A 26,492-nucleotide genomic window follows, 5' to 3' on the forward strand; every position below is an offset into this window, starting at 1 on the left:
AGCGATGCGTAAGACCAGCCGCCAATCTCTTCACGCATGGATTAGCTTGGTCTAATGGAACTGGCTCAATTGCGCGCTCTGCGCGAGCTGCGCGACCGCGGCAGCATCGCCGCCGTCGCCGCCGCGTTCCGCGTGACTCCGTCGGCCGTCTCGCAGCAGCTGGCCGGCCTGCAGCGCTCGGTCGGGGTGCCGCTGACGAAGCTCGAGGGCCGGCGCACGGTGCTCACCGCCGCGGGGGCGGCTCTCGCCGACGCGGCCGTGGCCGTGGAATCCGCGCTCATCGATGCCGCGAACTCGATCACCGAGTTCCATGACGACTCTGCGGCTCCCGTCTCGGTCAGCGCCTTCCACTCGGCCGCGGTCGCGCTCTTCCCCCGGCTGATGGGCGCGGCGATCGCCGGCCGGCCCCAGCTGGTGCTGCGTGATCAGGAGGTCAGGCAGGCCGACTACCCCGGCCTCGTCGCCGACACCGACCTCGTCATCGCCCAGCGGCTCGTCGGCGCGGAGGAATGGCCGGCGCAGCTCGCGGTCGTGCCCCTGCTCACCGAGCAGCTCGACCTCGCGTTCCGCGCCGGCCACCGGCTCGACAGCGCCGGCACCGGCGCTCCCGACGCCCTGCCGATCACCGCCGCCGAACTGCGCGGCCTGCCGTGGATCGCCGTGCACGACGACGCTCCGCTCGCCGCCGCCGTGCAGGCGATCGGCACCGCGACCGGCGCGGAGCCCGTCATCGCGCACCGGGTGAACGACTTCGCCGTCGCGGCGGCGATGCTCGAGGCATCCGATTGCATCGCGCTCATGCCGCGGCACACGGGCACCGCCTACCGCACAGCCGGCGTGCGTCTGCGCCCGCTCGCGCCCGAGATCGCCGCAACACGGCGCATCGACGTGCTCGCGCGGCCCGACACGCTGCACCGCCGGGGCGTGCGCGCCGTGCTCGAGGCACTGCGCACCCAGGCCGCCGCACTCGCGCCGAGTCGGCGCCCCACGACTCGCCGCCGGGGCCCTGCGGCCGCCGCTCCCCCGTTCCGCGCCGAGGTCGTCGGCAGCTTCCTGCGGCCGGCGAGCATTCGCCGCGCGCGGGCCCGGAACGACGCCGACGAGCTGCGCGCGGTGGAAGACGCCGCGGTGGAAGACGTGATCGCGAAGCAGGCGGATGCCGGGCTGCAGGTCGCCACCGACGGCGAGTTCCGCCGCGGCTCCTGGCAGTACGACTTCTTCGCGGGCCTCGACGGCGTCTCGGTCACCGGCGCGGGCGGTGCGATCGAGGTGGGCGGCGTGCGCACGACGAACCAGGCGATGTTCGTCGGCGGCCGGCTCGGGTTCTCGCGCGAGCACCCCATGCTCGAGCACTTCCGCTTCCTGCGCGACCACGTTCCTGCGGGCGTCACACCGAAGATGACTATCCCGTCGCCGGCCGTGCTGCACTTCCGCCTCGACCGCGAGGGGCTCGCCGGCGGCGCCTATGTCGACCACGACGAGCTCTTCGACGATCTCGCCGCCGCCTATCGCGACGCGGTGCGCGCGTTCTATGACGAGGGATGCCGGTACCTGCAGTTCGACGACACGACCTGGACCTACCTCTGCTCGCGCGCCGAGCGCGAGAAGGCAGCGGCGCGCGGCATCCGCGTCGACGGCCTCGCCGAGCGTTACGTGAGCCTGATCAACGCGTCGCTCGCGGGCAAGCCGAAGGATCTCACGGTGACCACGCACGTGTGCGGCGGCAACTTCCGTTCGGCCTGGATCTCGACCGGCGACTACGAACCGGTCGCCGAGCAGCTGCTCGCGGGCACCGACTACGACGGCTACTTCCTCGAGTACGACACCGAGCGCGCGGGAGGTTTCGAGCCGCTGCGACATGTGCCGGCTCCGGCGAACGGCACGGCGAAGCAGATCGTGCTCGGGCTGCTCACCTCGAAAGACGGCGCACTCGAGAACCCGGACGTCGTCACGGCGCGCATCGACGAAGCGGCGCGCTATGTCGGCCTCGACCAGCTCGCGCTGAGCACGCAGTGCGGCTTCGCCTCGACGCAGGACGGGCACGCGCTCACGGAAGCCCAGCAGTGGGCGAAGGTGCGCGAAGTGGTGGCTATCGCTGCTGAGGTCTGGCAGTGACCCGGCAGTGAATCCTTCTGTAACTCGCGATGACACACCGGCGGCTCGCGCGCAATCCCGGGCGGCTCGCGGCTTGGCCCCGTACCCTGGCCGCGTGAGAGTGATCAGCTACAACCTCCGTGAGAACCACGCCGCTGGCGAGCTCGTGCCTCTGGTCGAGCACCACGACCCCGACGTGCTGTGCCTGCAGGAGTGCGGATCGACCGGTCTTCCCGACCGCATCGGCGAGCTCAAGCTGGCGGGCGCGACGCTGCGCAATCGCCTCGGACTCGCGCTCTATTTCCGCGAGCACCGTTTCGAGCTGGTCACCTCAGAGAACTTCGCACTGAAGAAGTCGCTGCACGACCATGTGCTCGCTCCCGCGGAGGAGCGGGTCGTCGGCACGCGCCTCGAAGACACCGAGGAAGAGCGCGAGGTCGTGATCGCGTCGTTCCACGCCTCGCCGCTGACCGCCGTCAATTCGCTGCGCCGCGCGCAGATCGACGCCGCGCACGCCCGGCTGCGCGAGCTCGGCCCCGGCCTTCCCGCCCTCATGGTCGGCGACTTCAACTATCCCTGGTTCCACAAGGGGCTGCGCGCCCGCATGGTGCAGTCGGGCTACGAGCTCTCGCGCAGCGACCAGACCACCTACGCGCGCTACAAGTACTTCCGCGGGCACTTCGACTTCGCGACGTCGACCGGTCTCGAGATCGGCAGCGTCACGACGCTTCCCGCCGGCGTCTCCGATCACAAACCGATCCTGGTCTCCGCCTCGTATCGAGACGAAGACCAGGATCAGCTGATCGCGTAGCGGCGGCGGCTCAGTCGGCCCGCGTCCGCGTTCCGGTCGCGAGCCAGGTGACGGTGAAACCGTCCTTGGTCGAGTTCGGTGCGCTGGTCGAGGTCTCGCGAGTGCCCTGCGTGTCGACGATGTCGATCGACTGGCTGCTCGTGAGCCCAGCCGAGACGCCGTTCGTCTTGACCCCGGTGAAGGTGACCTTCTGCCAGTCCGGCGCGGTCGAGATGTAGCCGTTGACGTCGACGTCCTCTTGGATCCACTCGGCCGAGGCGCCCGGGCCGGCGAACGACGCGGTGTGCGAGGCGGTCTTGCCCGTGGTGTTGTCCTTGAGTGTCAGTGTGGTGGTCGACCCGTTGCGGGTCGCGGTGCCCGTGATCGAGTCGCCGGGCTTGATGGTGAAGCCGCTGAAGGCCACCTCAGGGGCGACGTTGGTCGGCGTGATGACCTCCCACCAGGCGCCGTAGGTGACGCGGCCGTTCACGACATCCTCTTCGATGCCGGTCTGGGTCAGGTATGAGTCGGCGTAGCCGTCGAGGCCGACCCAGGTCGAGGCATACCCGGACTTCGTCGACAGCGTGGTCGGCACCGTCCAGGTGGCCGACGCCGACGAGAACGTGCCCGTCTTGGCGTAACCCGCCCAGTTGTACGACGACTGCGCGCCGCTCGTCGAGCCCGTGGTCGTCGGCAGGCGGTGCCCGCGGCCGCCGGGACCCGGGAAGAAGCGGTGCTGGCCGGAGACGGCATGGACAGCCGAGGCGGTCTGCGCGGTCTGCGCACTGTGAGCCGGCGCGGCGCCGGCCGGAGCCGCGGCTGCGAGCGCACCTGCCGCAACGAGAGCGACGGCCGCCCCGGCGGCCCATCGTGAAGCGAATGACATGGTTCCCCCTTGTGGTCGGAAGCCCGGCGGTGCCGGGCGAGGTTCGCTCAGGCTAACAGGCACGCACCCCCATTTGGGGGGTCTGTCATCGACGCGGCATCCCTCGCGCCCCTACTCTGAGCGCGGGAGGTGCGATGCAACGCCAGCCTGCTCCGCACACGTTCTGGGCCAGCCTCAGCAACCCGTTCGCCGTCGGGTTCATGCTGACGCTCGGCGGGCTGGCCGCTTTCGTGCTCGGCCTCGCGATCGAGAGCCTCTCGCAGGTGCTCGCCTACATCTCGATCGCGCTGTTCGCGGCGCTCGGCCTCGACCCGGTCGTCAGGCGCCTCGAGCGGGCGAGGATCGGACGCGCCCGGGGCATCGTCATCGTCTATGCCGGCTTCGCCGTGCTGGTCGCCGCGGTGCTCTGGCTCATCGTGCCGGCGATGCTCACTCAAGAGACCGCATTCCTGCACGATCTGCCCGGCACGATCGCGAGTTTTCGACATGGCGAGTTCTATGAGTGGCTGAGGGATGCCTTCGGAAGCGGCGTCGACACCGCGCTCTCCGAGGCAGAGAACCTCGCGGGCGACCCGGTGCGGCTCGCCGACCTCGGCGGCGGCGTCGCCCACCTCGCCGTGACGATCGGCACCGGCCTCTCGGGGGCCGTGATCGTGCTGGTGCTGAGCCTGTACTTCCTGGCATCCCTGCCGGCCATCAAAGCCGCGTTCACGCGGCTCATGCCGGCGCGCAGCCGGCCGACTGCTTCGAGGATGCTGGCGCAGATCGCCGACTCGATCGGAAGCTACCTCGGCGGGATGGTCGTGCTCGCCTTCTTCAACGCGGTCGTCGTGTTCCTGCTCTATCTGTTCCTGGGGCTGCCGTTTCCCGTGCTGATGGCGGTCATCGCCTTCGCCGTCACGCTGGTGCCGCTCGTCGGCTCGGTCGTGTTCTGGGTCTTCGGCGGTGTGGTGGCGCTGCTCAGCGGCCCCGTCGCGGCCCTCGTGTTCGCGGTCGTCTACCTCATCTATATGCAGATCGAGGCATACGTGCTGACGCCCCGAGTGATGAACCGGGCGGTGGCCGTCCCCGGTGCGCTCGTCGTGATCGGCGCACTGGTGGGCGGCACCCTGCTCGGCATCCTCGGGGCGCTCGTCGCAATCCCTGTCACGGCATCGGTGCTGCTGATCGTGCAGCAGCTCGTGATCCCGCGGCAGGACGCGAAGGTGTAGCCGCTAGACCGACGGCGTGCGGTTCTCGGCGCTCACCATCCACGCGTACTGCTCGAGGGTCGAGATGATCTCGTGCAGGATGTCGGCGGTCGTCGGGTCCTCTTCGTCGACGTCGTCGTGCACCTCGCGCATCGTGCCGACGACGGCTTCGAGGCGCACGGTGATCAGGTCGACGGTGTCGGTCGTGGCGACCTCTCCGTTCGGGTACGGCGGCAGCGAGGTCTCGGCGCTCACCGTCGCGCTACGGCCGTCGACCGCGGCGTGCAGCGCGCGCAGCCGCTCGGCGACGACATCGCTGAACTCACGCGCCGACTCGGTGATCTCGTCGAGCTGCAGGTGCAGATCCCGGAAGTTCTTGCCGACGACGTTCCAGTGCGCCTGCTTTGCCTGAAGCGAGAGCTCGATCAGGTCGACGAGCACCCGCTGCAGGTGCCCCGTCAGCTGCTCAGAGGCCAGGAACCCGTTCTCGGCGTTCTCCTTCTTCGAGCGCGCGGCGCCTTCGCGCGGGGTCGGCTTCTTCGCCGCGGTTCGGGTCGAGGTCCTCGTGCTTGCGGTCGCGCGTGCCATCTTCCATGCCTTTCGTGCTGCTGACTCGGTTCGCTCTGGCGGTTCCCCGATCGCGCTTCCCGAACACGTCGCCCGCCCGTTGCTAATCCCCGATGGTGTCGTCGCCCGTTCTCGCTCCGCTGCGGCATGCCTCGTTCCGCTGGCTGGCTTCCGCGCGCACGATCAACCAGCTCGGCACCGCCATCGCGCCGATCGCGCTGGCCTTCGCGGTGCTCGACCTCGGGTACTCGGCGGCGCAGCTCGGCATCGTCGTCGCGGCGCGGTCGATTCCGAACGTTGCGCTGCTGCTCGTCGGCGGCGTTCTTGCAGATCGGATGCCTCGACCGACCGTTCTCGTCGGGTCGTCGGCCCTCTCGTTCCTGTCTCAGGGCGCGGTCGCCGTGCTCGTTCTCGAGCACGCGCACGCGTTCGGCTGGTTGATCGCGCTCTCAGCGGCGAACGGTGCGTTCGCCGCGATCGCACGGCCGGCGTCGTCCGCGATCACGCGTGAAACGGTGCCTCTCGAGCGGCTGCGCGGCGCGATCGTCCTGCTGCGGCTCGGCACCAACGTCGCCGCCGCGGCCGGAGCGGCGGGCGGCGCGGTCGTCGTGGCCTGGATCGGCTCGGGGTGGGGCATCGCCGTCGATGCCGCGACGTTCGCGCTCTCGGGCATCTGCTTCGCCGTGATGGAACTCGCGCTGCGCCGGGACCGGGCAGCCGCCCCCGCCACCCCGCCGGAGTGCCAGCATCCGATTCGGGATCTCATCGACGGGTGGCGCGAGTTCACCTCGCATGAATGGATCTGGGTGATCGTCGCGCAGTTCCTCGTGCTGAATGCCTGCTACGGCGGCATCCTCTCGGTGCTCGGCCCGGTGATCGCCGACGCGAGCTTCGGGCGCGCATGGTGGGGCCCGATCGTCGGTGCGGAGTCGATCGGATTCGTCGTCGGCGGATTCGTCGCCATGCGCTGGCAGCCGCGGCGCGCGGTCGGCGCGGGCGTCGCCGTGCTGCTGCTGTGTGCGCTGCCGCTCGCGGCGCTCGGTCTGCTGCCCTCAGTGCCGCTGCTGGTCGCCCTGTTCTTCGTCGGCGGGCTCGCGACCGAGCAGTTCGAGGTCGCGTGGGATGCCGGCCTGCAGCACCACGTGCCGGCCGATCGCCTCGCGCGCGTCTACTCCTACGACGCGCTCGGCTCCTTCGCGGCGATCCCCCTCGGGCAGATCGCGGCCGGGCCGCTGGCGACCGCGTTCGGCACCCGCGAGGTGATGGTAGGCACAGCGGTCGTCACCGTCGTCGTCACGCTCGCCGCACTCTCACGCCGCAGCGTGCGCACGATCACGAACGACTGAGCGGGCTCGGGCTCACCATCCGGATCTCGCGCACGCCGTCGTCCACCTTCGAGACGCCGTCTGCTTCGAAGCCGTGCTTGCGGTAGAACGCCTGGGCGCGCGGGTTCGGGTCGGCAACCCAGAGCGCCGCCGGCGCATCGAGGTCGATCACTTCCGCGAGCAGTGCGGCACCGCCGCCTTGCCCGTGCACCGCCGCGTAGGTGTAGAGCACGTAAAGCTGCTGCGGCCAGGTCGCGTCGTCGTCGGTCGGAGCTCCGGCGAGCGCGGCGCCCACCACCTTTCCGTCGAGGATCGCCGTCGCAGCACGGCGATTGGCGCCGGGCCGGTCGTCGCTGATCACCGCCGTCCAGAACCGCTCACGGCGCTCGACGAACGTCGGGTCGTCGAGGACCTCATCGGGCATCTGCCCGCGGTACGTCTCGCGCCAGCCTTCGACGTGAACGCGCGCCAAGCCGGGAACGTCGCCGAGCTCTGCCGGCCGCACAACGATGCTCATCGCAACACAGTAGCGACCAGGGCAGCTCACCGCGCCGCGGCCTGCACCGCCCGCTTCGCCGCACCGACGGCACGGGCATCCTCGGCCGTGATCCGGAAGACCCCGCCGCCCACGTGCGAGACGTTCGCTCCCGAGTTGCGCTCGATCGCCGTGATGGTCACGCCCGAGCGACCGATCACGCGACCCACCGAGCGCTGCGGCACACGCACGGTGTCGACGAACTCCGACCAGGCCACGGATTTCACGACGACGGTGCGGACCGGCGGCGGCCACGGCGTCGGAACCCACACTTTGAGCACCCGCCCGTCGATCTCGCCCTCGAGCCGCACGCTGTCCTTCAGAGCCGGGCCGCCCCACGCCCCGAAGTCGGCGTACTCGGTGGGAACGACGCGATCCGGCTGCACGACGACCGACAGGATCTGCGAGGCCGCGACGTGCCGCTCGGCCATGCGCTGCTGCGCGTGCGGCGTGAGCGAGAGCGCGCGTGCGGCTCGCGCGGGCCGCCTGCGTCGCGAGCGAACGAGGAGCCACGTGAGGATGCCGGCAAACAGCAGCACCACCACGACGATCAGCGTCGTCATCGCGCCCGCCCCACCTCATAGACGACGGCCGAATAGTGGTTCTCGATCTGATCCCAGGCGCCGGTGCCGTCGTACGCCAGCCGGTACTTCTCCTTCAGCAGCGGACCGAGAACGCCGAGCACCTCGGGGTCGAACGCCGCCGCGGCCGGAAGCCCGATGCCGAAGCTCGCGATGATCGTGTCGTCGACGGCGCGCAGCCACACGCCCCACCCGCGCTCGATGGGCATCGCGACGACGCGGAACACGTGGGAAGGGTCATAGTCGTCGGGCAGCAGCTCAGCGTCGGCCATTCCGCAACGGTAGAGCATCGGAAACGCAAAAAGGCCCGGAGCCTTGAGCTCCGGGCCTTGCTGGTGCGCCCCCAGGGACTTGAACCCTGAACCCACTGATTAAGAGTCAGTTGCTCTGCCGATTGAGCTAGAGGCGCGTTGTGTTTTTCAACGTTGTGCAACCCGTGAGAACCGGGAACCGCACAAGCATCAACCTTAGCAAACGGGACGGAGGCCCTCAAAATCGAGACACCCCTGCGCGACCGCGAGACCGGCGGCCGGCTGTTCATCGGCACCTCGGGCTGGCGCTACAAGGCCTGGCGCAGCGACTTCTACCCCAAAGGCCTCGTCCAACGCCGCGAGCTCGAGCACCTCGCAACCCGGCTCAACTCGGTCGAGATCAACGGCTCGTTCTATTCCCTGCAGAAGCCCGAGTCCTACGACACCTGGCGTGAGCAGGTGCCCCACGGCTTCCGCTTCGCCGTCAAAGGTGGCCGCTACATCACCCACATGGTCGGACCCGACAAGCTGCAGGCCGGGCTCGACCGCTTCTTCGACTCGGGCGTCACCCGCCTCGGCGACCGCCTGGGCCCGATCCTGTGGCAGTTCCCGTCGCGCCGCCGCTTCGACCCCGAGCACCTCGAGAACTTCTGCGCCGCCCTGCCCCGCACCCACGATGGCCACCGCCTGCAGCACGCTCTCGAACCGCGGCACGAGAGCTTCCGCGACCCGCAGGCGCTCGAGATCCTGCACCGGCACAGGATCGCGCTGGTCGCCTCCGATGGAGCAGGCGAGTTCCCCCTGTTCTTGGACAACAACGGAGCCCTGGACAACGACGCAGACGGTGCGGATGCCTCGGCCGGCCTCGTCTACGTCAGGTTGCACGGCCCGCACGAGCTCTATCACGGTGGCTACTCCCCCGCCCAGCTGCACCAGTGGGCATCCGTCATTCGCGAACTCGCGACCACAGGCACACGCACGCCGCGCGACGTCTATGTGTACTTCGACAATGACGCCGATGGTCGCGCGCCGTTCGACGCCCTCGCGCTCACCGATACGCTGACAGGGTGACCGCCGACCTCGACTTCGCACACCGTCTGGCCGACGCCGCCGACGCCATCTCGACCGTCCGATTCCGCGCCAACGACCTGCGCGTCGCGACCAAGGCAGACCGCTCCCACGTGACCGACGCCGACCAGGCGGTCGAGCGCGCGATCCGCGAGCTGATCCAGGCGGAGCGGCCGGGCGACGCCATCTTCGGCGAGGAGTACGGCGTCGAGGGCGACTCGAACCGGCAGTGGATCATCGACCCGATCGACGGCACCGCGAACTACCTGCGCGGAGTGCCGCTGTGGGGCACGCTGGTCGCCCTCGCCGTCGACGGCGAGATCATCGCCGGTGTCGCGAGCATGCCCGCGCTCGGCCAGCGCTGGTGGGCCGCGAAGGGCGAAGGCGCGTGGAAGCGCACCGGCCGTCATGCAGAGCCTGAGCGGCTGCACGTCTCTGCGACGAGCGCACTCGACGAGGCATCCGTCAGCTTCCAATCGATCCACCAGTGGCGCGACGCCGGCTACCTCGACCAGCTGCTCGCCCTGCTGCAGGACGTGTGGCGTGACCGCGCCTACGGCGATCTGTGGGCCTACACGCTGCTCGCCGAGGGGCTGATCGACGCCGTGGGCGAATTCGACGTGAAGCCCTACGACCTGGCGCCTCTCGCGCTGATCGTGGAGGAGGCAGGTGGCCGGTTCACCTCGGCGACCGGCGATTCCGGCCCGTGGCATGGGTCGGCGCTCGCGAGCAACGGCGTGCTTCACGAGCAGCTTCTGCTGCGAATCGCGCGCTGACCAGGGCCGACGCATCTTCACCCGGGAATCCGGGTACCGGCTCGGCATGGAAACTGCCAGCGCGGCCCGCGAGTCGGCCCACACCGAAGACAGTCATCTCAAGCAGCGGCTCGGCTACTGGTCGCTGGTAGCGACCGGCATCGGCAGCGTCATCGGCTCAGGCTGGCTGTTCTCGGCGATGTACGCCGCGCAGACCGCCGGCCCCGCGTCGCTGATCGCGTGGGTCATCGGCGGCGCAGTGATGCTGGCGGTGGCACTGGTCTTCGCCGAGCTGGGCATGGTGCACCCCGAGTCGGGAGGCCTGGTGCGCTACCCCCTGTACTCGAACGGCCGGTTCGCGGCGAGCATCGTCGGCTGGAGCATGTGGGTGACCTACGTCGCCAACCCGCCGACCGAGGCATCCGGTGTCGTGCAGTATGCAAGCTCGTACATCCCTGGCCTGTTCGCGCACCAGCAGCTGACATTCCTCGGCATCGTCGTCGCCGTCGCGCTGATGGCGGTGTTCGTCGTCGTGAACTACTTCGGCGTGCAGTTCTTCGCGCGCAGCAACAACATCGTGACCGCGGTCAAGATCTGCATCCCGACGCTCACGATCGTCATGCTCTTCTTCAGCGGCTTCACCCACACCGGCAAGGCGGGCGGCGCCGACAACTTCGCGGCGGGCGGCGGCTTCGCGCCGTACGGCATCGGAGCGGCGCTCGGCACGATCGCCACGGCCGGCATGGTGTTCGCCTACACCGGCTTCCGCAACATCATCGAGCTGTCGGGCGAGGTCAAGAACCCTCGCCGCAACATCCCCGCGTCGCTCGTCACCACGATCCTGCTGGCGATCGTGCTGTACCTGCTGCTGCAGACCGCCTTCATCTTCGGTGTGCCGCAGCACCTGCTCGGCCACGGCTGGAGCGGCATCAACTTCGACTCGCCCTTCGCGCAGCTCGCGATGCTGCTCGGCATGACCTGGCTGTACTGGATCCTGATCGCCGACTCGATGATCTCGCCCTCGGGCTCCGGCATCGTCTTCACCGCCTCGAACGCGCGCAACGTGTTCGGCCTGTCGAAGAACCGGTTCTTCCCCGGGTGGCTCTCCAAGGTGCATCAGGGCTCCGGAGTGCCCCGCCGCGCTCTGCTGCTGAATTTCCTGGTCGGCATCCTGTTCCTGCTGCCGCTGCCCAGCTGGCACCAGATCATCGGCGTCACGGGAACGCTGATCGCGTTCACCTTCTCGATCGGCTCGGTCTCGCTCGTGGCGTTCCGCCGCGCCGGCGTCGCACAGAAGGCCGACCGGCTTCCCGGCATGGTCGTGATCGCGCCGTTCGCGTTCATCGTCAGCGGCCTGGTCATCTACTGGGTGCCGTGGTCCGAGCTCGTGCTCACGATCCCGATCATCGCCGTCGGCCTCATCTGGTACGCGGTGAACTTCATCACGCAGAAGCACGGCTGGAGCGAGGTCAAGGGCGGCATCTGGCTCGTCGTCTACCTCGTCGTCATGTATCTGATGTCGTTCGTGGGCGACTACGGCGGTCTGAAGCTCATCCCGGCCCCGTGGGACTCGATCGTCGTGGCGGTGCTGTCGGCGGCGCTGTACCTCTGGGGCACGCAGTCCGGCGTGCGCTACATGCTCGGCCGCCCGAAACTCGTGGAAGAGCTGCGCACCGGCGAGCTCACCGAGGAAGAGGCCGCGGAGGAGGGGCTCGGCGAGCGGGCGTAGCCCCCTGCGCCCTGCCCCCTGCGCCCCCCTAGAGGCTCGTGCGCCGGTTGAGCGCCCCGTTCGCGAAGGCGAGCACCAGCCCCACCACGAAGATGATCGTGCCGAAGCAGAGCACCTGCGGCGGCAGGCCCGTCTTCACGCCGTAGACGAACAGCGGGAAGGTCGTCGCCGGCCCCGCGACGAACGCCGTGATCACGTAGTCGTCGATCGACATCGCGAGCGCGAGCAAGAAGGATGCCACGATGCCGGGCATGAGCAGCGGAACGGTGACTCGGAAGAACGCGCTGAGCGGCGCCGCACCGAGGTCGCCCGCCGCCTCTTCGAGCACCGTGCCCATGCCCGACAGCCGCGCGCGCAGCGTCACGACGACATACGCCACGTTGAACGCGACGTGCACGAGCAGGATCGTGAGGAATCCGGTGTGCAGGTTGACCGTCAGGAAGAACGACAGGGATGCCGCGCCGACGACGATCGACGGGGCGGCGATGTCGACGAACACGATGCCCGAGATCAGCCGGCGCCCGAGGAAGCGGTAGCGCTCGAGCGCGAGGGCGAGCGGCGTGCCGATGAGCACCGAGATCGCCGACGACAGCAGAGCGATCACCACCGAGAGCACGAACGCCTGCCAGAGCCCCGCGAGGTCGGTCAGGTGCAGGTAGTACGCGAAGGTGAAGCCGTGCCAGACATACGTGATGCGGTGATTCGGCGCCACATTGAAGCTGTAGACGATCATCGATGCGATCGGCAGCAGCGTGATGACGATGACCACCCAGTAGATGATCGGCAGCACGGGCCGCCGCCGGGCGCGCAGCCCTGGAATGGGCGCGTTGACGGGCGTCGTCGCGACGCCGGAGGCGAGCGTCTGATTCGTCATACGAGGTCCTCGATGTTCTCGGTGCCGAAGATGCGCGCATACGCGAACAGGATGATGCCGAGCGCGATCATGAGCACGGTCGACAGCGCCGCGGCGACGTTGTAGGACTGCTGACTCAGGTAGGTGTCCTGAATCGCCTGGCCGATCAGATACGTCGTCTTCCCGCCGAGCAGCTGCGCGTTGACCGGGTCGCCGACGCAGGCGATGAAGACGAGCAGGATGCCCGAGAAGATGCCGGAGCGCGAGAGCGGCAGCGTCGTCTTGATGAAGACGGTGCGCGGGTTGCCGTAGAGATCGGATGCCGCCTCGAACAGTCTCGGGTCGATGCGCTCCAGCGCCACATAGATCGGCAGCACCATGAACGGCAGGTTGTTGTAGGCGAGTCCGCCGATCACCGCGGCAGGAGTTCCGAGGATGTGGAAGTCGCTGCCGACACCCAGGTGCCGCAGGAACGACAGCATCGGCCCCTGCCCGCCGAGCAGGAACGCCCACATGTCGGTGCGGATGATGAACGAGACCAGGAACGAGACCATCACGAGTGCCAGCAGCGCGGTCTTCCACCGCTGACTGACCCGGAACGCGATGAAGTACGCCATCGGGTAGCCGACGATGATCGTGATGACCGTCGCGGTCGCGCCGTAGAGCAGCGCCCGACCCAGGAAAAGCGCGTACGGAACATCTGCCCCGGGCCCGAACAGCTCGCCGTAGATGCCGAAGTTCCAGGTGAGGTTGTAGCCCTCTTCGACGTTCCCCGTCATCAGCGAGACGAGCAGCCCCGAGATCAGCGGGATCAGGAAGAGCACGATCATCCACGCCGAGCCCACCAGAGCCAGGAAGTACGGCACGGAGATGCGCGCCCACCGCTTCGTGATCATGACTGCGAGATGGGGTCGAACAGCTTGTTCCACGCCTGGAAGTCCGCGTAGTCCTTGTAGACGTAGTACTCGTGCGACTGCGCCAGCGTCTCGGCGTTCGGGAACACCAGCGGGCTGTTCGCCACATCGGCGTCGTCGATCGTGTTCAGGATGTACTCGCGGGCAGCCGGCACCGGGCTCACGTAGTTCACGTAGTCGGCGACGAGGCCGGCGATCTCCGGCGTGTAGTAGAAGTTCATCCACATGAGCGCATCGACGGGGTGCTCTGCGGTGATGGGGATGCACATGTTGTCGTGCCACATCACCTGCCCCTCCTTCGGCGTCACGTACTTGATCTCGGGGTGGCCGCCCGCCTGCACCTGGAAGATGTCACCGGAGTAGCACTGGCTGATCCAGATGTCGCCGTTCTGCAAGGCATCCGTGTAGCCCTGGTCATAGAACTTCGCGACGTTCGGCTGCAGCTTCTCGAGCCACGCGAGCGCCTTCTTCCAGTCCGCGCGCGTCGAGTGGTTCGGGTCGACGCCGATGGCGAGCAGCGCGGCATTGCCGTACTCGACGTTGTCGGAGAGCATGCCGATCTTGCCCTTGAACTTCGGGTCGAGCAGATCGTCGAAGCTCGTGATGGGCCCGGTGAGCTTCTCGTTGTAGGCGAGACCCGTGAAGCCGGTCTGCCACACCGCGCTGTGCAGGTTGCCGGGGTCGAAGCTCGGGAACATGATGCTCGGGTCGGCGTACTTCGCGAAGTTCGGCAGCTGGCTGTGGTCGAGCTGAGCGAGCCACCCGTTGCTGATCATCTCCGTCAGGTTCCAGCCGTTGGTGATGACCATCAGGTCGTAGCCGGTCGACTGCTTCCCGCGCAGCAGAGGCGCCACCTTGGCGTAGAAGCTCGGGATGTCTTCGATGACCTCTTTGTAGTTGACCTTGATGCCGGTGGCCTTGGTGAAGCGCGCGAGCGACTCGCTGTTCCCCTTGTCGTCCTGGTCGATGTAGAGCGGCCAGTTGGCGAAGTTGAGCGTTCCCGCCTTCTTCTTGCCCGCCCACCACTGCGCCCAGTCGATCTCATCGGCGCCTGCGGCGCTCTGATTGGCACCGGGGATGCTGCAGGCGGCCAGCAGCGACGAGAGTGCCGCCGCGCCGCCGATCGCCCCGCCCGCGCGGAACAGGCCGCGGCGCGTGAGCCGCGACTGGGTCAGGCCGCGCAGCAGCGCGGCGTCGTTCTCGAAACCGTTCACGCCACGGCCTCCTTCGGTGCGTCGCCCTCACGGGGAGGGAGGTAGAAGCACTGCGAGCGCTCCCACGACACCGCGACGGTGTCGCCCGGGCGGATCAGGGTGTCGCCGCCGGTGTTCTGCTTGTACGCCTGCAGCTGGGTGCCCCACGGCGTCTCGAGGTGAGCCTCGGTGCTCGCCCCGAGGTAGGTGACCTCGGTGACGGTCGCGGTCGTGCGGTTCGGGGCGGTGGGAGCGCCCGATGCCGGCGCGCCCTCCGTTCCGAGCCTCTCGAGCGCGAGCTTCTCGGGGCGGATGCCGATCTTCCAGCCGGCGCCGGTCGGCGGCTGCGCAGCCTCGACGTCGACGGCGTTCCCGTCGGGAAGGCGTGCGGTTCCGGCATCCGTCACCAACGGCAGAACGTTGCACGTGCCGAGGAACTCCGCGACGAACTGCGTGGCCGGGCGGTCGTAGACGCGCTGGGGAGTTCCGAGATCTTCGACGTGGCCGGCGTTCATGACGGCGAGACGGTCGGCCATCGACATCGCCTCGGCCTGGTCGTGCGTGACGTAGAGGAACGTGATGCCGACCTCGCGCTGAATGCGCTTCAGCTCGAGCTGCATGCTCTTGCGGATCTTCGCGTCGAGCGCGCCCATCGGCTCGTCGAGCAGCAGCACCTTGGGGTGGTTCACGAGCGCGCGGGCGAGGGCGACGCGCTGCTGCTGACCGCCCGAGAGCTGCAGCGGGCGGCGCGCGCCGAAGCCGGTCAGCCCGACGAGGTCGAGGTAGTCGCCCGCGCGCTTCTCGGCCTCGGCCTTCGCGATGCGCTTGCGGCGCAGGCCGAAGGTGACGTTCTCGAGCACCGAGAGGTGCGGGAACAGTGCGTAGCTCTGGAAGACCGTGTTCACGTCGCGCTTGTGGGGCGGCAGCGCGGTGACGTCTTTGCCTGCGAGGCGGATGCGGCCCGTGGTCGGCAGCTCGAAGCCGCCCACCATGCGCAGGGTCGTCGTCTTCCCGCAGCCGGATGGGCCGAGCAGGGCGAAGAACTCGCCCGCGGGAAGCTCGAGATCGATGTTATCGACGGCGACCGCGTCGCCGAAGCGGCGGCTCACACCGTCGAGCGTGATGGCGGCTTGGCCGGCTTCGGGGGCGGCGGCTGCTTCGTCGGGTGTCGTCATGGTGACGGCATCCTATTCATGCCCATGTTTCGGTTCCAATACATCCGCGCTAACTTGACAACGGAATCGTGACAAAGAGAGTCAGAGAGCATGCGAAATCCACTGTTCGGGCGCCCAAGCGACATCGTCTTCGAGCGCGATGCACCCGATGCAGCGGTGATCGCTCATTCGCTCGAGACGACCGAGCACCGGGTGTTCTGGCTCGACGACGTCGGCGATCACACGGTGTACCCGACGCTCGACGCGTGGCTCGATGTCGACCTCGCCGTCGTCGGCGGCGGCTACCTCGGGCTGTGGTCAGCGGTGAAGGCGAAGCAGCGGAATCCGCACCTGCGGGTCGCGCTGCTCGAGGGCCAGACGATCGGCTGGGCGGCATCCGGTCGCAACGGCGGCTTCTGCGACGCGAGCCTCACCCACGGCGAGCTCAACGGCGCGAACCGCTGGCCGAAAGAGCTCGAGACACTGAACCGGCTCGGCCACGAGAACCTCGCCGCGATGGAGCGTGAGATCGCCGAGCTCGGTATCGACTGCGAGTGGGAGCACACGGGGTCGATCGACGTCGCGGTCGAAGAGCACCAGCTCGCATGGCTCGAGCCTGAGAACGAGGGATTCCTCGACCAGGCATCCGTGCAAGCCGAACTGCACTCCCCCACCTATCTCGGTGGCCGCCGTTACCGCGACACCGCCATGGTGCACCCCGCGAAGCTCGCGAAGGAGCTCGCGCGGGTGGCCGCGTCGCTCGGTGTCGAGGTGTTCGAGAACTCACAGGTCGACGAGCTGTACGACGAGAACGGGGCGATCACGCTGACCACGGCGCGGGCCGGCGTGCGAGCGGGGCGCGTGGTGCTCGCGACGAACGCGTTCCCGCCGCTGCTGAAGCGGTATCGGCTGTACACCGTGCCGGTCTACGACTACGTGCTGACGACCGAGCCGCTCTCGACAGACCAGCTCGCGTCGATCGGCTGGCAGGGGCGGCAGGGCATGGCGGACCTCGCGAACCAGTTCCACTACTACCGACTCACGGCGGACAACCGGATTCTGTTCGGCGGCTACGACGCGATCTATCACTTCGGTCGGGACGTGCACGTGTCGTACGAGGAACGGGACGAGACGTTCCACACCCTCGCGTCGCACTTCTTCACCACGTTCCCGCAGCTCGAGGGGCTGCGGTTCACCCACCGCTGGGCCGGGGCGATCGACACGTCGAGCCAGTTCTGCGCGTTCTACGGACTGGACCTCGGCGGGCGGGTGGCGACGGCCGCCGGCTTCACGGGGCTCGGCGTCGGCGCGACGCACTTCGCGGCCGAGGTGCTGCTCGACCGTCTGGCGGGGCTCGACACCGAGCGCACCCAGCTCGAGATGGTGCGCCGCAAGCCGCTGCCGTTCCCGCCGGAGCCCTTCGCGGCGGCGGGGATCGCGGCAACCCGCTGGGCGATGGATCGCGCCGACCACAACTACGGCCGCCGCAACCTGCTGCTCAAGACTCTCGACGCGCTGGGGCTCGGCTTCGACAGCTAGCCGACCGTGCAGCGGCGATAGCGTGGGAGCCATGGCCATCAGGAGAGAACGCGTTCGCCATGAGCTCGTCCGCCGCACCCTCACCGTGGTGCGCACTGCCGCGGTCACGCCGCGGCTCGTGCGCGTCACGCTCGGCGGCGCCGAGCTCGAGGGATTCGCCGCGCCCGGACCGGCCGATCACGTGAAGCTGTTCTTCCCCGGCGGCGAGTCGCGCGACTACACGCCGGCCGCGTTCCGCCCGGCAGGAGACGGCGGCGAGGAGGGCGACGGTGCCCCGGAGCTCGACATCGACTTCGTGCTGCACGGCGACGAAGGACCGGCGTCCGCCTGGGCCGGCCGAGCCGCTGTCGGCGACGAGCTCGTCATCGCCGGCCCGCGCGGGTCGCACCTCGCGCCGAGCGGCGTCAGCCGCATCGTGCTCGTCGTCGATGAGACGGCCTTCCCGGCGGCAGGGCGCTGGCTCACGGCAGCGGGCGACGACGTTCCGGTCGACGTGCTGGCCTGGCCGCGGGACTCGGCGCCCGAGGTGTACTTCGAAGGGCGCGTTCCCGCGCAGGCATCCGTCTCGACGTTCAGCGCGAACGAACTCGAGGGGGCCGTGCGCTCGCTCGCCCCGTTCGATGAGGGAACGTTCTTCTTCCTGGCGGGCGAGGCGACGGCGCTGGTTCCCGTGCGGCGCTACCTGCGGCGCGACCTGGGGCTGCCGAGCGAGCAGGTGCAGGCGTCGGGCTATTGGAAGCACGGCACGGCGGGCCTCGATCATCACGCCCCGATCGACCCGAGCGACCCCGATTGAGAACTCAGCCCGCGGTCGTCGGGTCGTTTTCGGTCGGGTCGCCTTCCGTCGAATCGTCGTCCATCGCCGGCGCATCGAACGGAGCGTCGTCGGCGTAGTCGTCCCACGCGGGCGGCGGCTCTGCGGGCAGGATCAGGTCGGACCGCGTGCGGTAGTGCCGGCGGGTCGGCCCGATCCAGTCGAGCACCCCGTCAGCGAACTGCGTCACCGACCAGCCCGCCTCGTGCTTGACGTGGTGATGATTCGCGCAGAACCCGGCCAGATTGGCCCGCGCCGTCTTGCCGCCCCGTGCATAGTCGATCGTGTGGTCGAGCTCTTTGGCCGGGTGCGGACAGTTCGGCGCGCGACAGTGCTCGTCTCTGAGCAGGATCATGCGCTTCAGCTCCGCCGGAACGCGGTAGGTCGTGCGATCGAAGTCGATGATCGCGCTCGAGATCGGGCCGGTGAGGATGCGGCGCAGGCTCGGCGCTCGCGCGATCAACTGGCGGGCCTTCACCGGATCGATCATGCCCACGCCCTGGATCTTCCCCGGCGCATCGTCGCCGCCCGCGGCGGTCGCGGCCGGCACGAGCAGCTCGACACTGATCGGCGCGTGATCGCGGACGGTGCGGGGCTTCGCAGGCTCCGCAACGGGGACCGGCTCTGTGACGGGGGCGGCCTCGTCGGCCGCCGTGCCGCCGCTCGCGCCGACGATCACCTCGCCCTCCATCAGGAGTTCGACGAACAGGTCAGCCTCGATCTGACGGCGGGAGCGCTCATCACCGGCGGCCTGCAGTTCGAGTGCGGCGTTGTGCAGCCCGGTGCCGATCACCGCCGCGTCGGCTGCGTCGAGGTGAGCCGTCACGGTCGCCATGCCATTGCGGCCACCCTCGACCTCGACATGCCGCGCGGCATACGCCCGCCGATACCGGTCGGCCAGCCGCTCGGGATCCTTCGCGTCCAGCACCTCGCGCGCCTTGCGGGCGAAGAGCCCGACCGACAGCCGCTTCGCGTAAGGCAGCAGCGCCTCCTGCGCGGCGCCCGCGGCGAGCACGTCCAAATCGGCGACCTCGCGCGCGATCGCCTGCGCATGCCCGAAGCCGATCTCACCGGCCTCCACCGCCTGCAAGGTGATCTCGCACTTCTGCGTCAGCGTCCACGCCTCGGCCAAGGTGCGCTGCGCGACATCCGTGCTGACATTCGACGACGCCGCCAACTCCAGCGCCGCCGACCGCCACTGCAGATTCCGCTCGCGATCAGCCTCGCGACTCGGATCCACCTCGACATTCAGCGCAGCCTGCAGCATCGCCTCTTCACCCAGCCGCCCCACGAGCCTCACCCGCCGCACCGCAAGCGCCGAGCACTCCGCCTCCACCTCCCGCAGCCGATCAAGAATCCACGGCCTCGCCGCCTGAGCGAGCTCGTCAGAACGCAGCCCGGGCCCCGGGTCGACACCCGACGTCGCATCGAACTGGTCTACGAACTTCACGGAGCCAAGTTTAGCCACCAGCGCCGAAATTAGCGATCACATATTCGAACCTGGGGATAACTTCCCCATGCCCGGCCGCCCTACGCGAAGTGCGGCAGCACCTCCGCGGCAAGCAGCTCGAGGTGGTCGAGATCCGCGAGATCGAGCACCTGGAAGTACACCCGGCTGACGCCGAGCTCGCGCAGTGCGCCCACCCGGTCGGCGATCTGCTGCGGCGTCCCGAAGAACCCCTCTTCCGCGAGGTTCTGCGGGTCGCGCCCGATCTTGGCCGCGCGAGCGGATGCCTCGGCCTCGGTCGCCCCGGCCGCGACGGTGCGCGCGACCGAGTACACGAGCGACTCGGGGTCGCGGCCCGCGGCCTCGGCCGTGGCACGCACCCTGTCGACGTTCGTCTTGACCCCGGCATCCCCGGTGAAATTGGTGTTGTACTCGCTCGCGAACTTCACGGCGAGCTCGGGCGTCTTCTTAGCGCCGCTTCCGCCGACGATGACCGGAATCGGCGACTGCACGGGCTTCGGCAGCGCGGGCGAATCGACCAGCGTGTAGTGCTCGCCCGAGAACGAGAAGGTCTCGCCGAGCGGGGTGTTCCAGAGGCCGGTGATGACGGCCAGCTGCTCGGCGAACGGGCCGAAGCGCTTGGCGGGGAACGGGACTCCGTACGCCGCGTGCTCGCGCTCGAACCAGCCGGCCCCGAGGCCGAGCTCGACGCGGCCGCCCGACATCGCGTCGACCTGCGCGACCTGGATCGCGAGCAGCCCCGGGTGGCGGAACGTCGCCGACGACACGAGCGTGCCGAGGCGGATCGTCGAGGTCTCGCGGGCGATGCCGCCGAGGGTCACCCAGGAATCCGAAGGGCCGGGCAGGCCGTCGCCGCCCATCGAGAGGAAGTGGTCGCTGCGGAAGAAGGCGTTGAAGCCGAGGGCCTCGGCCTTCTGCGCGACGGTGAGCTGCGTGTCATATGAGGCGCCCTGCTGGGGCTCGATGAAGATCCGGAAGTCCACGGTTCGAGCCTATGCGCAGGCATCCCACGACACGCGCGTGCACTAGCGTCAACGCGTGCCCAACGTGACGCTGATTCGTTCCGATTCGCTCGCTGCGACGCCCGGCTATGCGTATGCCTCGGTCGTGGGCCCTGACACGCGGCTGGTCCATCTCGCGGGGGCGTGCCCGCTCGACGCGGACGGCACCGTCGTGCCGGTCGGCGACTATGCCGGCCAGGCCGCGAAGTGCATCGAGAATCTCGTCGCCGCTCTTGACGCCGCCGGTGCCGCGCTCGCCGACGTCGCCTACACCCGCGTGCTCGTCGCGTCGCCGCGCAGGAACGACCTCGGGGCGGTGTGGTCTGTGGTGCGCGCGGCGTTCGCCGACCACGAGGTGCCGAGCACGCTGTTCGGCGTGACGGTGCTCGGCTACGAGAACCAGTTGGTCGAGATCGAAGCGGTCGCGGCGATCGCAGAGTGAGGCGTGTCATTGAGCGACGGGATGCCTAGCGAGGCGCTCTTCATCGGCGGGCGCGCCGGCGTCGGAAAGTCGACAACGGCGCTCGAGGTGTCGCGGCTGCTCGCTCGCGCCGACGTGCGGCACGCAGTGATCGAGGGCGACAACCTCGACCTGGCCTACCCCGTGCCGTGGCAGCAGGGGCTGAAGCTTGCCGAGCTCAACCTCGCCGCCATGTGGCGGAACTACTGTGAGGCGGGTTACCGGCGGTTGGTGTTCACCAACACGGTCAGCGTGCTCGAGATCGATTCATTGAGCGCGGCGCTCGGCGGCGAAGTGCGGGCGATCGGGGTGCTGCTGACCGCTGATGACGAAACGGTGCGTTCACGGCTCACGGCCCGCGAGATCGGCTCGGCGCTCGATGAGCATCTCGAGCGCAGCGCCGCTACCGCGCGGCGCCTCGACGCCCAAGCGCCCAATGCGGTTCATCGAGTAAGAACTGACGACCGCACTGTTGCCGACATCGCCAACGAGATCGTCGCGCTGACCGGTTGGCTCGGTCCCAGCTGACACCGCCGCCCAGCGCTGGGTGCTTTCTCGAAACATGCGCCGCTTAGCCTCGATGCATGCCTCCACAAGAGCGATCGACAGCCACTACCGACGGCCTACCCATCACCGTCAGCATCACCCGTCTCGTCAAGCCCGAGAACATCCCTGAGGTGACCCGCTGGGTCCAGGCGGGCGTCAACCTCGCGAACCGCTACGACGGCTTCCTCGGCTCAGGCTGGGTGCGCGGCACCGCCGACGGCGAGGACTGGCACATGCTCTATCGCTTCGCCGATCAGGCGCGGCTCGACGCGTGGGAGAACTCGGCCGAGCGCGCCGAGTGGCTTGAGCGCGGCCGCGACCTCGTCGTGCATCAGCGCACCCAGCGCCGCACCGGCATCGAGGGGTGGTTCGACGCCCCACGGCCGGCCACCGGCACGCTCGAGCTCGCGCTCGACACCCCGGCTACTCCCCCGCCGTGGAAGCAGACGATCGCCATCTGGTGCGGATTCTTCCCCGTGAACACGGCCTTCACCTATGTCATCTCGTGGCTGTGGCCAGGCTTCGGACTGCTGCCGATCTGGCTGCGCTGCCTCATCTCGACGGCGATCCTGTGCCCGATCATGGTGCCGTTCGTGCTGCCGCTCGTGACCGGGTGGCTGAAGCCGTGGCTCACCGCGGGCTTGACGCCGCCGCTGCGAGATAGCGCCGCCCCAGCGCCTCGACGTGCGTGACGAGCTCGCGGGGCGACTCGATCTCGAAGTCGAAGCCGAGCATGCCGACATACGCGGCGATGGTCTCCAACGTGTCGGCACCCGTGACGAGCACACTGCGCTCGTCGCTCAGCGCCTCAACGATGCCGACCGCGGGATGGATGCGCGCGAGGACCTGATCGGATGCCGCATGCACGACGATCCGCGCGTGGACGAGCCACCCGGCCGCCGCGACTTCGCGTAGCACGAACGCCGTGAAGTCCTCGGCCGGCAGCGGTTGCGGCTCGAAGCGCCGCCGCGTCGGCATCCGCAAGCTCATCAAATCCACGCGGTACACGCCCCAGCGCCGTGTCTGCGGCGAGCGCGCGACCAGATACCAGCGTCGCTGCCACGCGACGAGTCGATACGGCTCGACCAGCAGCGGCTCCTCCGGGGCTTCGCCTGCCCGGTAGTCGAAGCGCACCCACTCGACGGCGCGAATCGCCTCGGCCAGCTGCGCAAGCACCTCGTGATCGACTTCCGGGTCGGGGGCATCGGTGTGCGTGCTGTCAGGGCCGTGATCGACGGATGCCTGCAGCGCGGCCACCTTCGCGCGCAGCGCCGCCGGCAGCACCTGCTCGAGCTTCGCAAGTGCCTGCGCGCCGCTGTCCCCGAAACCGGCGATTCCGGTCGCGGAGCGCAGCGCCACCGCGATCGCGACGGCCTCTTCGTCGTCGAGCAGCAGGGGCGGCAGCTGCGCGCCGGCCTTCAGGCGATAGCCGCCCTGGCTGCCGCGCGCGGCCGCGACGGGGTAGCCGAGCCGCCGCAGCCGCTCGACGTCGTTGCGGACCGTCCGCGTCGTCACCTCGAGCCGAGCCGCGAGCTCGGTTCCTGACCACTCGGCCCTTGCCTGCAGCAGGGCCAGCAAAGACAGCAGACGCGCCGAGGTCGAGAGCATGTCGGAATCTTCGCACAACTAGGAACGAACCGTTCCTCTTGCCCTCATAGCGTCGTGTCCATGAACGAAATGAAGGTGACCGAATTCACGGTCCAGGTCCCCCAGTCCGAGCTCGACGACCTCGCCGAGCGTCTGCGCCGCACGCGGCTGCCCCAGCCCGCACCCGGCGACGACGGCACCTACGGCATGCCGAACTCCGTCCTCGAAGAGGCGCTCGCCTACTGGCGCGACGACTTCGACTGGCGAGCGGTCGAGCAGCGCATCAACGCGTGGCCCCACTTCCTCACCGAGCTCGACGGCCAGCGGGTGCACTTCCTGCACGTGCGCTCTGAGAACCCCGACGCAACGCCGCTGCTGCTCGTGCACAGCTACCCCGGGTCCTTCCTCGACTTCATCGAGCTGATCGACCTGCTGACCGACGACTTCCACGTCGTCGTGCCGTCGGCGCCCGGCTTCGCCTTCAGCACGCCGGTCACCGAGCGCGGGTGGACGCCGAAGCGCGTCGCCGTGCTCTTCGACCAGCTCATGCGCGGTCTCGGCTACGAGAGCTACGGCGTTCACGGCAGCGACCTGGGCGCGATGGTCGGCCGCGAGCTCGGCCTGCTCTCTCCCACGGGTTTCCTCGGCTCGCATGTTCTCCAGGCGTTCTCGTTCCCCTCGGGCGCGCCGGGAGAGTTCGACGCTCTCGGCCCGAAGGACTACGAGGCGCTCGAATTCATGCAGTGGTTCCAGTCCGTCGGCGGCTACAACGCGCTCAACGCGTCGCGCCCGCAGACCGTGGCCGCCGCACTGTCGGATTCCCCGATCGGGCAGCTGGCCTGGAACGAGCTGTTCCTCAACTTCGGCAACGGCACGAGCCTCGTCACCCTGCCGCAGCTCGTCGCCGAGGTCAGTCTCGAGTGGTTCACGAACACCTCGGCGAGCGTCGGCCGCTACCACTTCGAAGAGGCGCGAGCCGTGGCCGCGGCCGGCGGCGAGGTCCCGGTCAATCACTCCCGCATGGGCGTCGCGGTCTTCCACGACGACTTCACGTCCATCCGGAGCTTCGCCGACCGCGACAACGACAACATCGTGCACTGGTCGGAGTTCCCCGACGGCGGCCACTACGCGGCTCTGGAGCGCCCAGAGGCGCTAGCGGGCGACCTGCGCGCGTTCTTCCGGGCGAGCGCGACTCAGAGCACGGCTCAGCCCGCCGCCACGTCTGCCAGCAGCGCGTCGACGGACGTCAGCTCGATCAGCGGCGTGAACAGCGTCATGACGTCCAGCGCCTTCTGATGGTCCGCGGGGCTGGCGCCGGCGCAGGCATCCGCCGGCACCAGCACGTGGACTCCGTCGTCGGCTGCCGGCAGGGCGGTCGCGATCACGCAGCAGTCCGTCGAGACGCCCGTGAGCACGATCTCGCTCGCGCCGCCGAGCACCGCCTTCAGGTCGAGCCCCCACTTGCCGAAGACCTCGCGCGTGACGACCGGATGCTTGACCGGGTGGAACTCGGACGTGAAGTCGTAGAGCGGGTCGTCGGGCGGAACGAGGGCGAACTGGGCGTTCTCGAAGTACTGCACCCACTCGCCGCGCGGGTGCGCGGGCGCGACGTAGCGCGTGAAGACGACGCGGTCACCGAAGGCGGGCATGAGACGACGGATGCCTGCGCTCGCAGTCGCGTAATCGGGCGACGCCCACGGCGAGCCGTCGGCGAAGACGTTCTGCATGTCGACGACGACGAGCCAGGCATCCTCTCGCATCAGCGTCCCTCCTGCCTCGCGACGCGACGCGGATTCGCGACCGTTCCCACGAAGCCGATGAGCAGCGCGGCGACCACGCCGAGGTTCGCCCCGCCCCACGTACCCTTGGCGCCGCCGAGCAGGTAGCCCATCCACGGGAAGGTGACGACGAGCCCCCAGCCGATCGCAGTGCCGACGACGACCAGCGCGATCGCGAGCCAGTTGACGCGGCCGTAGCGCCCGCGCGGCAGATACAGCTCGTTCTGCGCGTAGTCGCGGCGGCGCAGCAGGATGTCGGCGAGCATGACGCCCGCCCACGCGGCGATCGGCACGCCGAGGGTGATCAGGAAGTTCTGGAACGGGCCGCTGAAGTCCTGAGCGAAGAACACAATGTAGATCGCCCCGAGCGTCATGATGACGCCGTCGACCAGGGCGGCCGCATAGCGCGGAATCCGCACGCCGACCGCGAGCAGCGCGAGCCCCGACGAGTAGATGTCGAGGGCCGCGCCGCCGATCAGGCCGAGGGCCGCGACGATCAGGAACGGGATCAGGAACCACGTCGGCGCGATGGTCGCGAGGCCGCCGACCGAGTAGGCGCCGACCGCCTCGTTGAGCTTCGTCGACGAGCCGGCGAGCAGCACGCCGAACACCAGCAACACGACGGGCGCGAGCGCGCCGCCGAAGGTCGTCCAGAACACGATGCCGGGGCCTGACGCCTTGCGCGGCAGGTACCTCGAGTAGTCGGCCGCCGCGTTCACCCAGCCCAGGCCGAAGCCGGTCATCATGAACACGAAGCCGCCGATGACGGCCGCGGCCGAACCCGCGGGAAGCGACGCGACCGCGTGCAGGTCGATGTGCGGCACGACGAGCACGAAATAGACGATCGTGAGGATGCCGGTGATGACGGTGATCCAGACCTGCAGCCGCATGATCAGGTCGAAGCCGTAGACGCCCGCCGCGATCACGAGCAGCACGACCACGATCAGCGCGACGACCTCGGTACCTGTGCCGCCGCCCCAGCCGAGCAGCTTGAAGACCTCGCTCGTCGAGAACACCGCGGTCGCGACGAGGATCGTCTCCCACCCGACGGTGAGGATCCACGAGAGCACGGCCGAGAGCCGGTTGCCGTCGACGCCGAACGCCGCACGCGAGAGCACCATCGTCGGGGCGGAGCCGCGCTTGCCCGCCAGCGAGATGAACCCGCAGAAGAGGAAGGAGACGACGATGCCGACGATGCCGACGATCGTCGCCTGCCAGAACGAGACCCCGAAGCCGAGCAGGAAGGCGCCGTAGCTCAGCCCCAGCACGGACACGTTGGCCCCGAACCACGGCCAGAACAGGGTGGCGGGGCGGCCCTTGCGCTCCGACTCGGGAATCGGGTTGAGGGCGTTGAGTTCGACGCTCAGACCCGCGGGCGGGGCGTCTTTCGTGGCGTCAGCTGTGTCGACCATGT

At 69.0% G+C, this 26,492-nt stretch carries 27 protein-coding genes and 1 tRNA gene; 13 read left to right on the plus strand and 15 right to left on the minus strand.

The features are described from left to right. Window positions 1-54: 54 nt before the first annotated feature. Window positions 55-2,115: a 5-methyltetrahydropteroyltriglutamate--homocysteine S-methyltransferase gene (locus ABD736_RS04620; RefSeq protein WP_344790567.1), complete on the plus strand. Its 2,061-nt coding sequence runs from the start codon at window positions 55-57 to the stop codon at window positions 2,113-2,115. Window positions 2,116-2,209: 94 nt separating this feature from the next. After that, entirely contained in the window at window positions 2,210-2,905 is a 696-nt protein-coding gene (locus ABD736_RS04625; protein ID WP_344790568.1) for an endonuclease/exonuclease/phosphatase family protein, read from the plus strand. A gap of 10 nt (window positions 2,906-2,915) precedes the next feature. Here ABD736_RS04625 and ABD736_RS04630 read toward each other — a convergent pair whose 3' ends face one another. Further along, complete coding sequence (locus ABD736_RS04630; protein ID WP_344790569.1) at window positions 2,916-3,770, minus strand: G1 family glutamic endopeptidase; 855 nt, start codon at window positions 3,768-3,770, stop codon at window positions 2,916-2,918. Window positions 3,771-3,904: 134 nt separating this feature from the next. Here ABD736_RS04630 and ABD736_RS04635 point away from each other — a divergent pair, with 134 nt between their 5' ends. Beyond that, window positions 3,905-4,981, plus strand: a complete 1,077-nt coding sequence (locus tag ABD736_RS04635) for an AI-2E family transporter (RefSeq protein ID WP_344790570.1) — start codon at window positions 3,905-3,907, stop codon at window positions 4,979-4,981. Window positions 4,982-4,984: 3 nt separating this feature from the next. Here ABD736_RS04635 and ABD736_RS04640 read toward each other — a convergent pair whose 3' ends face one another. Further along, complete coding sequence (locus tag ABD736_RS04640; RefSeq protein WP_344790571.1) at window positions 4,985-5,548, minus strand: Dps family protein; 564 nt, start codon at window positions 5,546-5,548, stop codon at window positions 4,985-4,987. Window positions 5,549-5,640: 92 nt separating this feature from the next. Here ABD736_RS04640 and ABD736_RS04645 point away from each other — a divergent pair, with 92 nt between their 5' ends. Continuing rightward, the gene (locus ABD736_RS04645; RefSeq protein ID WP_425554988.1) at window positions 5,641-6,873 is read left to right on the plus strand and encodes an MFS transporter; all 1,233 of its coding nucleotides are present in this window, start codon (window positions 5,641-5,643) and stop codon (window positions 6,871-6,873) included. Here ABD736_RS04645 and ABD736_RS04650 read toward each other — a convergent pair. The 4 genes from ABD736_RS04650 to ABD736_RS04665 all read right to left on the minus strand — a co-directional run bounded on the left by ABD736_RS04650 (window position 6,860) and on the right by ABD736_RS04665 (window position 8,377). Continuing rightward, entirely contained in the window at window positions 6,860-7,369 is a 510-nt protein-coding gene (locus ABD736_RS04650; protein ID WP_344790573.1) for a GNAT family N-acetyltransferase, read from the minus strand. The two genes, ABD736_RS04645 and ABD736_RS04650, sit on opposite strands and share 14 nt — an antisense overlap. Before the next feature lie 26 nt (window positions 7,370-7,395). Then, complete coding sequence (locus ABD736_RS04655; protein WP_344790574.1) at window positions 7,396-7,950, minus strand: KH domain-containing protein; 555 nt, start codon at window positions 7,948-7,950, stop codon at window positions 7,396-7,398. Next, window positions 7,947-8,240: a hypothetical protein gene (locus ABD736_RS04660; protein ID WP_344790575.1), complete on the minus strand. Its 294-nt coding sequence runs from the start codon at window positions 8,238-8,240 to the stop codon at window positions 7,947-7,949. Before ABD736_RS04660 ends, ABD736_RS04655 begins: the two co-directional genes overlap by 4 nt. A gap of 61 nt (window positions 8,241-8,301) precedes the next feature. Next, window positions 8,302-8,377: transfer RNA gene (locus ABD736_RS04665), tRNA-Lys, on the minus strand. 130 nt (window positions 8,378-8,507) lie between these two features. Here ABD736_RS04665 and ABD736_RS04670 point away from each other — a divergent pair. From ABD736_RS04670 to ABD736_RS04680, 3 genes are read left to right on the plus strand one after another with little or no spacing between them, the layout of a single operon-like run. Then, entirely contained in the window at window positions 8,508-9,290 is a 783-nt protein-coding gene (locus ABD736_RS04670; protein ID WP_344792206.1) for a DUF72 domain-containing protein, read from the plus strand. Further along, complete coding sequence (locus ABD736_RS04675) at window positions 9,287-10,063, plus strand: inositol monophosphatase family protein (protein ID WP_344790576.1); 777 nt, start codon at window positions 9,287-9,289, stop codon at window positions 10,061-10,063. Before ABD736_RS04670 ends, ABD736_RS04675 begins: the two co-directional genes overlap by 4 nt. 46 nt (window positions 10,064-10,109) lie before the next feature. Continuing rightward, window positions 10,110-11,771 (plus strand): APC family permease, encoded by a 1,662-nt coding sequence (locus tag ABD736_RS04680; protein WP_344790577.1) that lies wholly within the window; start codon window positions 10,110-10,112, stop codon window positions 11,769-11,771. 28 nt (window positions 11,772-11,799) lie between these two features. On the opposite strand, the gene ABD736_RS04685 is transcribed toward ABD736_RS04680, so the two are convergent. Genes ABD736_RS04685 through ABD736_RS04700 form a run of 4 tightly spaced genes read right to left on the minus strand, consistent with a single transcriptional unit; the run spans window position 11,800 to window position 15,906 of the window. Next, the gene (locus ABD736_RS04685) at window positions 11,800-12,645 is read right to left on the minus strand and encodes an ABC transporter permease (protein WP_344790578.1); all 846 of its coding nucleotides are present in this window, start codon (window positions 12,643-12,645) and stop codon (window positions 11,800-11,802) included. Then, entirely contained in the window at window positions 12,642-13,520 is an 879-nt protein-coding gene (locus ABD736_RS04690; RefSeq protein ID WP_344790579.1) for an ABC transporter permease, read from the minus strand. The genes ABD736_RS04685 and ABD736_RS04690 overlap by 4 nt, the downstream gene beginning before the upstream one ends. Beyond that, window positions 13,517-14,752, minus strand: a complete 1,236-nt coding sequence (locus ABD736_RS04695) for an ABC transporter substrate-binding protein (RefSeq protein WP_344790580.1) — start codon at window positions 14,750-14,752, stop codon at window positions 13,517-13,519. The genes ABD736_RS04690 and ABD736_RS04695 overlap by 4 nt, the downstream gene beginning before the upstream one ends. Further along, entirely contained in the window at window positions 14,749-15,906 is a 1,158-nt protein-coding gene (locus tag ABD736_RS04700) for an ABC transporter ATP-binding protein (protein ID WP_344790581.1), read from the minus strand. The genes ABD736_RS04695 and ABD736_RS04700 overlap by 4 nt, the downstream gene beginning before the upstream one ends. Before the next feature lie 90 nt (window positions 15,907-15,996). Here ABD736_RS04700 and ABD736_RS04705 point away from each other — a divergent pair, with 90 nt between their 5' ends. Further along, a complete protein-coding gene (locus ABD736_RS04705) occupies window positions 15,997-17,424 on the plus strand; it encodes an NAD(P)/FAD-dependent oxidoreductase (protein ID WP_344790582.1) in 1,428 nt (475 codons plus the stop codon). Window positions 17,425-17,455: 31 nt separating this feature from the next. Further along, complete coding sequence (locus ABD736_RS04710) at window positions 17,456-18,220, plus strand: siderophore-interacting protein (protein WP_344790583.1); 765 nt, start codon at window positions 17,456-17,458, stop codon at window positions 18,218-18,220. A 4-nt stretch (window positions 18,221-18,224) separates the two neighbouring features. Here ABD736_RS04710 and ABD736_RS04715 read toward each other — a convergent pair whose 3' ends face one another. Together ABD736_RS04715 and ABD736_RS04720 are read right to left on the minus strand one after the other, a co-directional pair. After that, complete coding sequence (locus ABD736_RS04715; RefSeq protein ID WP_344790584.1) at window positions 18,225-19,688, minus strand: HNH endonuclease; 1,464 nt, start codon at window positions 19,686-19,688, stop codon at window positions 18,225-18,227. Window positions 19,689-19,768: 80 nt separating this feature from the next. Then, complete coding sequence (locus ABD736_RS04720) at window positions 19,769-20,689, minus strand: LLM class F420-dependent oxidoreductase (protein ID WP_344790585.1); 921 nt, start codon at window positions 20,687-20,689, stop codon at window positions 19,769-19,771. Between the two features lie 55 nt (window positions 20,690-20,744). Here ABD736_RS04720 and ABD736_RS04725 point away from each other — a divergent pair, with 55 nt between their 5' ends. The 3 genes from ABD736_RS04725 to ABD736_RS04735 all read left to right on the plus strand — a co-directional run bounded on the left by ABD736_RS04725 (window position 20,745) and on the right by ABD736_RS04735 (window position 22,405). Next, window positions 20,745-21,149 (plus strand): RidA family protein, encoded by a 405-nt coding sequence (locus ABD736_RS04725; RefSeq protein ID WP_344790586.1) that lies wholly within the window; start codon window positions 20,745-20,747, stop codon window positions 21,147-21,149. A gap of 87 nt (window positions 21,150-21,236) precedes the next feature. Then, entirely contained in the window at window positions 21,237-21,695 is a 459-nt protein-coding gene (locus ABD736_RS04730) for an adenylyl-sulfate kinase (RefSeq protein ID WP_344790587.1), read from the plus strand. 56 nt (window positions 21,696-21,751) lie between these two features. Further along, a complete protein-coding gene (locus ABD736_RS04735) occupies window positions 21,752-22,405 on the plus strand; it encodes an antibiotic biosynthesis monooxygenase (protein ID WP_344790588.1) in 654 nt (217 codons plus the stop codon). Here the strand turns inward: ABD736_RS04735 and ABD736_RS04740 are convergent. Continuing rightward, window positions 22,344-23,321, minus strand: coding sequence for a helix-turn-helix transcriptional regulator (locus ABD736_RS04740; protein ID WP_344790589.1), 978 nt, complete (start codon window positions 23,319-23,321; stop codon window positions 22,344-22,346). The two genes, ABD736_RS04735 and ABD736_RS04740, sit on opposite strands and share 62 nt — an antisense overlap. Window positions 23,322-23,381: 60 nt before the next feature. Here ABD736_RS04740 and ABD736_RS04745 point away from each other — a divergent pair, with 60 nt between their 5' ends. Next, window positions 23,382-24,596: an epoxide hydrolase family protein gene (locus ABD736_RS04745; RefSeq protein ID WP_344790590.1), complete on the plus strand. Its 1,215-nt coding sequence runs from the start codon at window positions 23,382-23,384 to the stop codon at window positions 24,594-24,596. Here ABD736_RS04745 and ABD736_RS04750 read toward each other — a convergent pair. Both ABD736_RS04750 and ABD736_RS04755 read right to left on the minus strand, forming a co-directional pair. Next, entirely contained in the window at window positions 24,506-25,060 is a 555-nt protein-coding gene (locus ABD736_RS04750; RefSeq protein ID WP_344790591.1) for a cysteine hydrolase family protein, read from the minus strand. The genes ABD736_RS04745 and ABD736_RS04750 overlap by 91 nt on opposite strands. After that, entirely contained in the window at window positions 25,060-26,490 is a 1,431-nt protein-coding gene (locus tag ABD736_RS04755; RefSeq protein ID WP_344790592.1) for a purine-cytosine permease family protein, read from the minus strand. The genes ABD736_RS04750 and ABD736_RS04755 overlap by 1 nt, the downstream gene beginning before the upstream one ends. Between the last annotated feature and the right edge of the window lie 2 nt (window positions 26,491-26,492).

This window comes from Gryllotalpicola daejeonensis (assembly GCF_039538145.1).
Lineage (GTDB): Bacteria > Actinomycetota > Actinomycetes > Actinomycetales > Microbacteriaceae > Gryllotalpicola > Gryllotalpicola daejeonensis.

Bases quoted from the DNA above. Each gene is read 5' to 3' on its own strand.
- ABD736_RS04755 (WP_344790592.1), bottom strand. From the start codon at position 26,490: ATGGTCGACACAGCTGACGCCACGAAAGACGCCCCGCCCGCGGGTCTG.
- ABD736_RS04685 (WP_344790578.1), bottom strand. From the start codon at position 12,645: ATGACGAATCAGACGCTCGCCTCCGGCGTCGCGACGACGCCCGTCAAC.
- ABD736_RS04630 (WP_344790569.1), bottom strand. From the start codon at position 3,770: ATGTCATTCGCTTCACGATGGGCCGCCGGGGCGGCCGTCGCTCTCGTT.
- ABD736_RS04745 (WP_344790590.1), top strand. From the start codon at position 23,382: ATGAACGAAATGAAGGTGACCGAATTCACGGTCCAGGTCCCCCAGTCC.
- ABD736_RS04700 (WP_344790581.1), bottom strand. From the start codon at position 15,906: ATGACGACACCCGACGAAGCAGCCGCCGCCCCCGAAGCCGGCCAAGCC.
- ABD736_RS04655 (WP_344790574.1), bottom strand. From the start codon at position 7,950: ATGACGACGCTGATCGTCGTGGTGGTGCTGCTGTTTGCCGGCATCCTC.
- ABD736_RS04620 (WP_344790567.1), top strand. From the start codon at position 55: ATGGAACTGGCTCAATTGCGCGCTCTGCGCGAGCTGCGCGACCGCGGC.
- ABD736_RS04650 (WP_344790573.1), bottom strand. From the start codon at position 7,369: ATGAGCATCGTTGTGCGGCCGGCAGAGCTCGGCGACGTTCCCGGCTTG.
- ABD736_RS04705 (WP_344790582.1), top strand. From the start codon at position 15,997: ATGCGAAATCCACTGTTCGGGCGCCCAAGCGACATCGTCTTCGAGCGC.
- ABD736_RS04710 (WP_344790583.1), top strand. From the start codon at position 17,456: ATGGCCATCAGGAGAGAACGCGTTCGCCATGAGCTCGTCCGCCGCACC.
- ABD736_RS04640 (WP_344790571.1), bottom strand. From the start codon at position 5,548: ATGGCACGCGCGACCGCAAGCACGAGGACCTCGACCCGAACCGCGGCG.
- ABD736_RS04740 (WP_344790589.1), bottom strand. From the start codon at position 23,321: ATGCTCTCGACCTCGGCGCGTCTGCTGTCTTTGCTGGCCCTGCTGCAG.
- ABD736_RS04635 (WP_344790570.1), top strand. From the start codon at position 3,905: ATGCAACGCCAGCCTGCTCCGCACACGTTCTGGGCCAGCCTCAGCAAC.
- ABD736_RS04660 (WP_344790575.1), bottom strand. From the start codon at position 8,240: ATGGCCGACGCTGAGCTGCTGCCCGACGACTATGACCCTTCCCACGTG.
- ABD736_RS04735 (WP_344790588.1), top strand. From the start codon at position 21,752: ATGCCTCCACAAGAGCGATCGACAGCCACTACCGACGGCCTACCCATC.
- ABD736_RS04680 (WP_344790577.1), top strand. From the start codon at position 10,110: ATGGAAACTGCCAGCGCGGCCCGCGAGTCGGCCCACACCGAAGACAGT.
- ABD736_RS04645 (WP_425554988.1), top strand. From the start codon at position 5,641: ATGGTGTCGTCGCCCGTTCTCGCTCCGCTGCGGCATGCCTCGTTCCGC.
- ABD736_RS04690 (WP_344790579.1), bottom strand. From the start codon at position 13,520: ATGATCACGAAGCGGTGGGCGCGCATCTCCGTGCCGTACTTCCTGGCT.
- ABD736_RS04750 (WP_344790591.1), bottom strand. From the start codon at position 25,060: ATGCGAGAGGATGCCTGGCTCGTCGTCGTCGACATGCAGAACGTCTTC.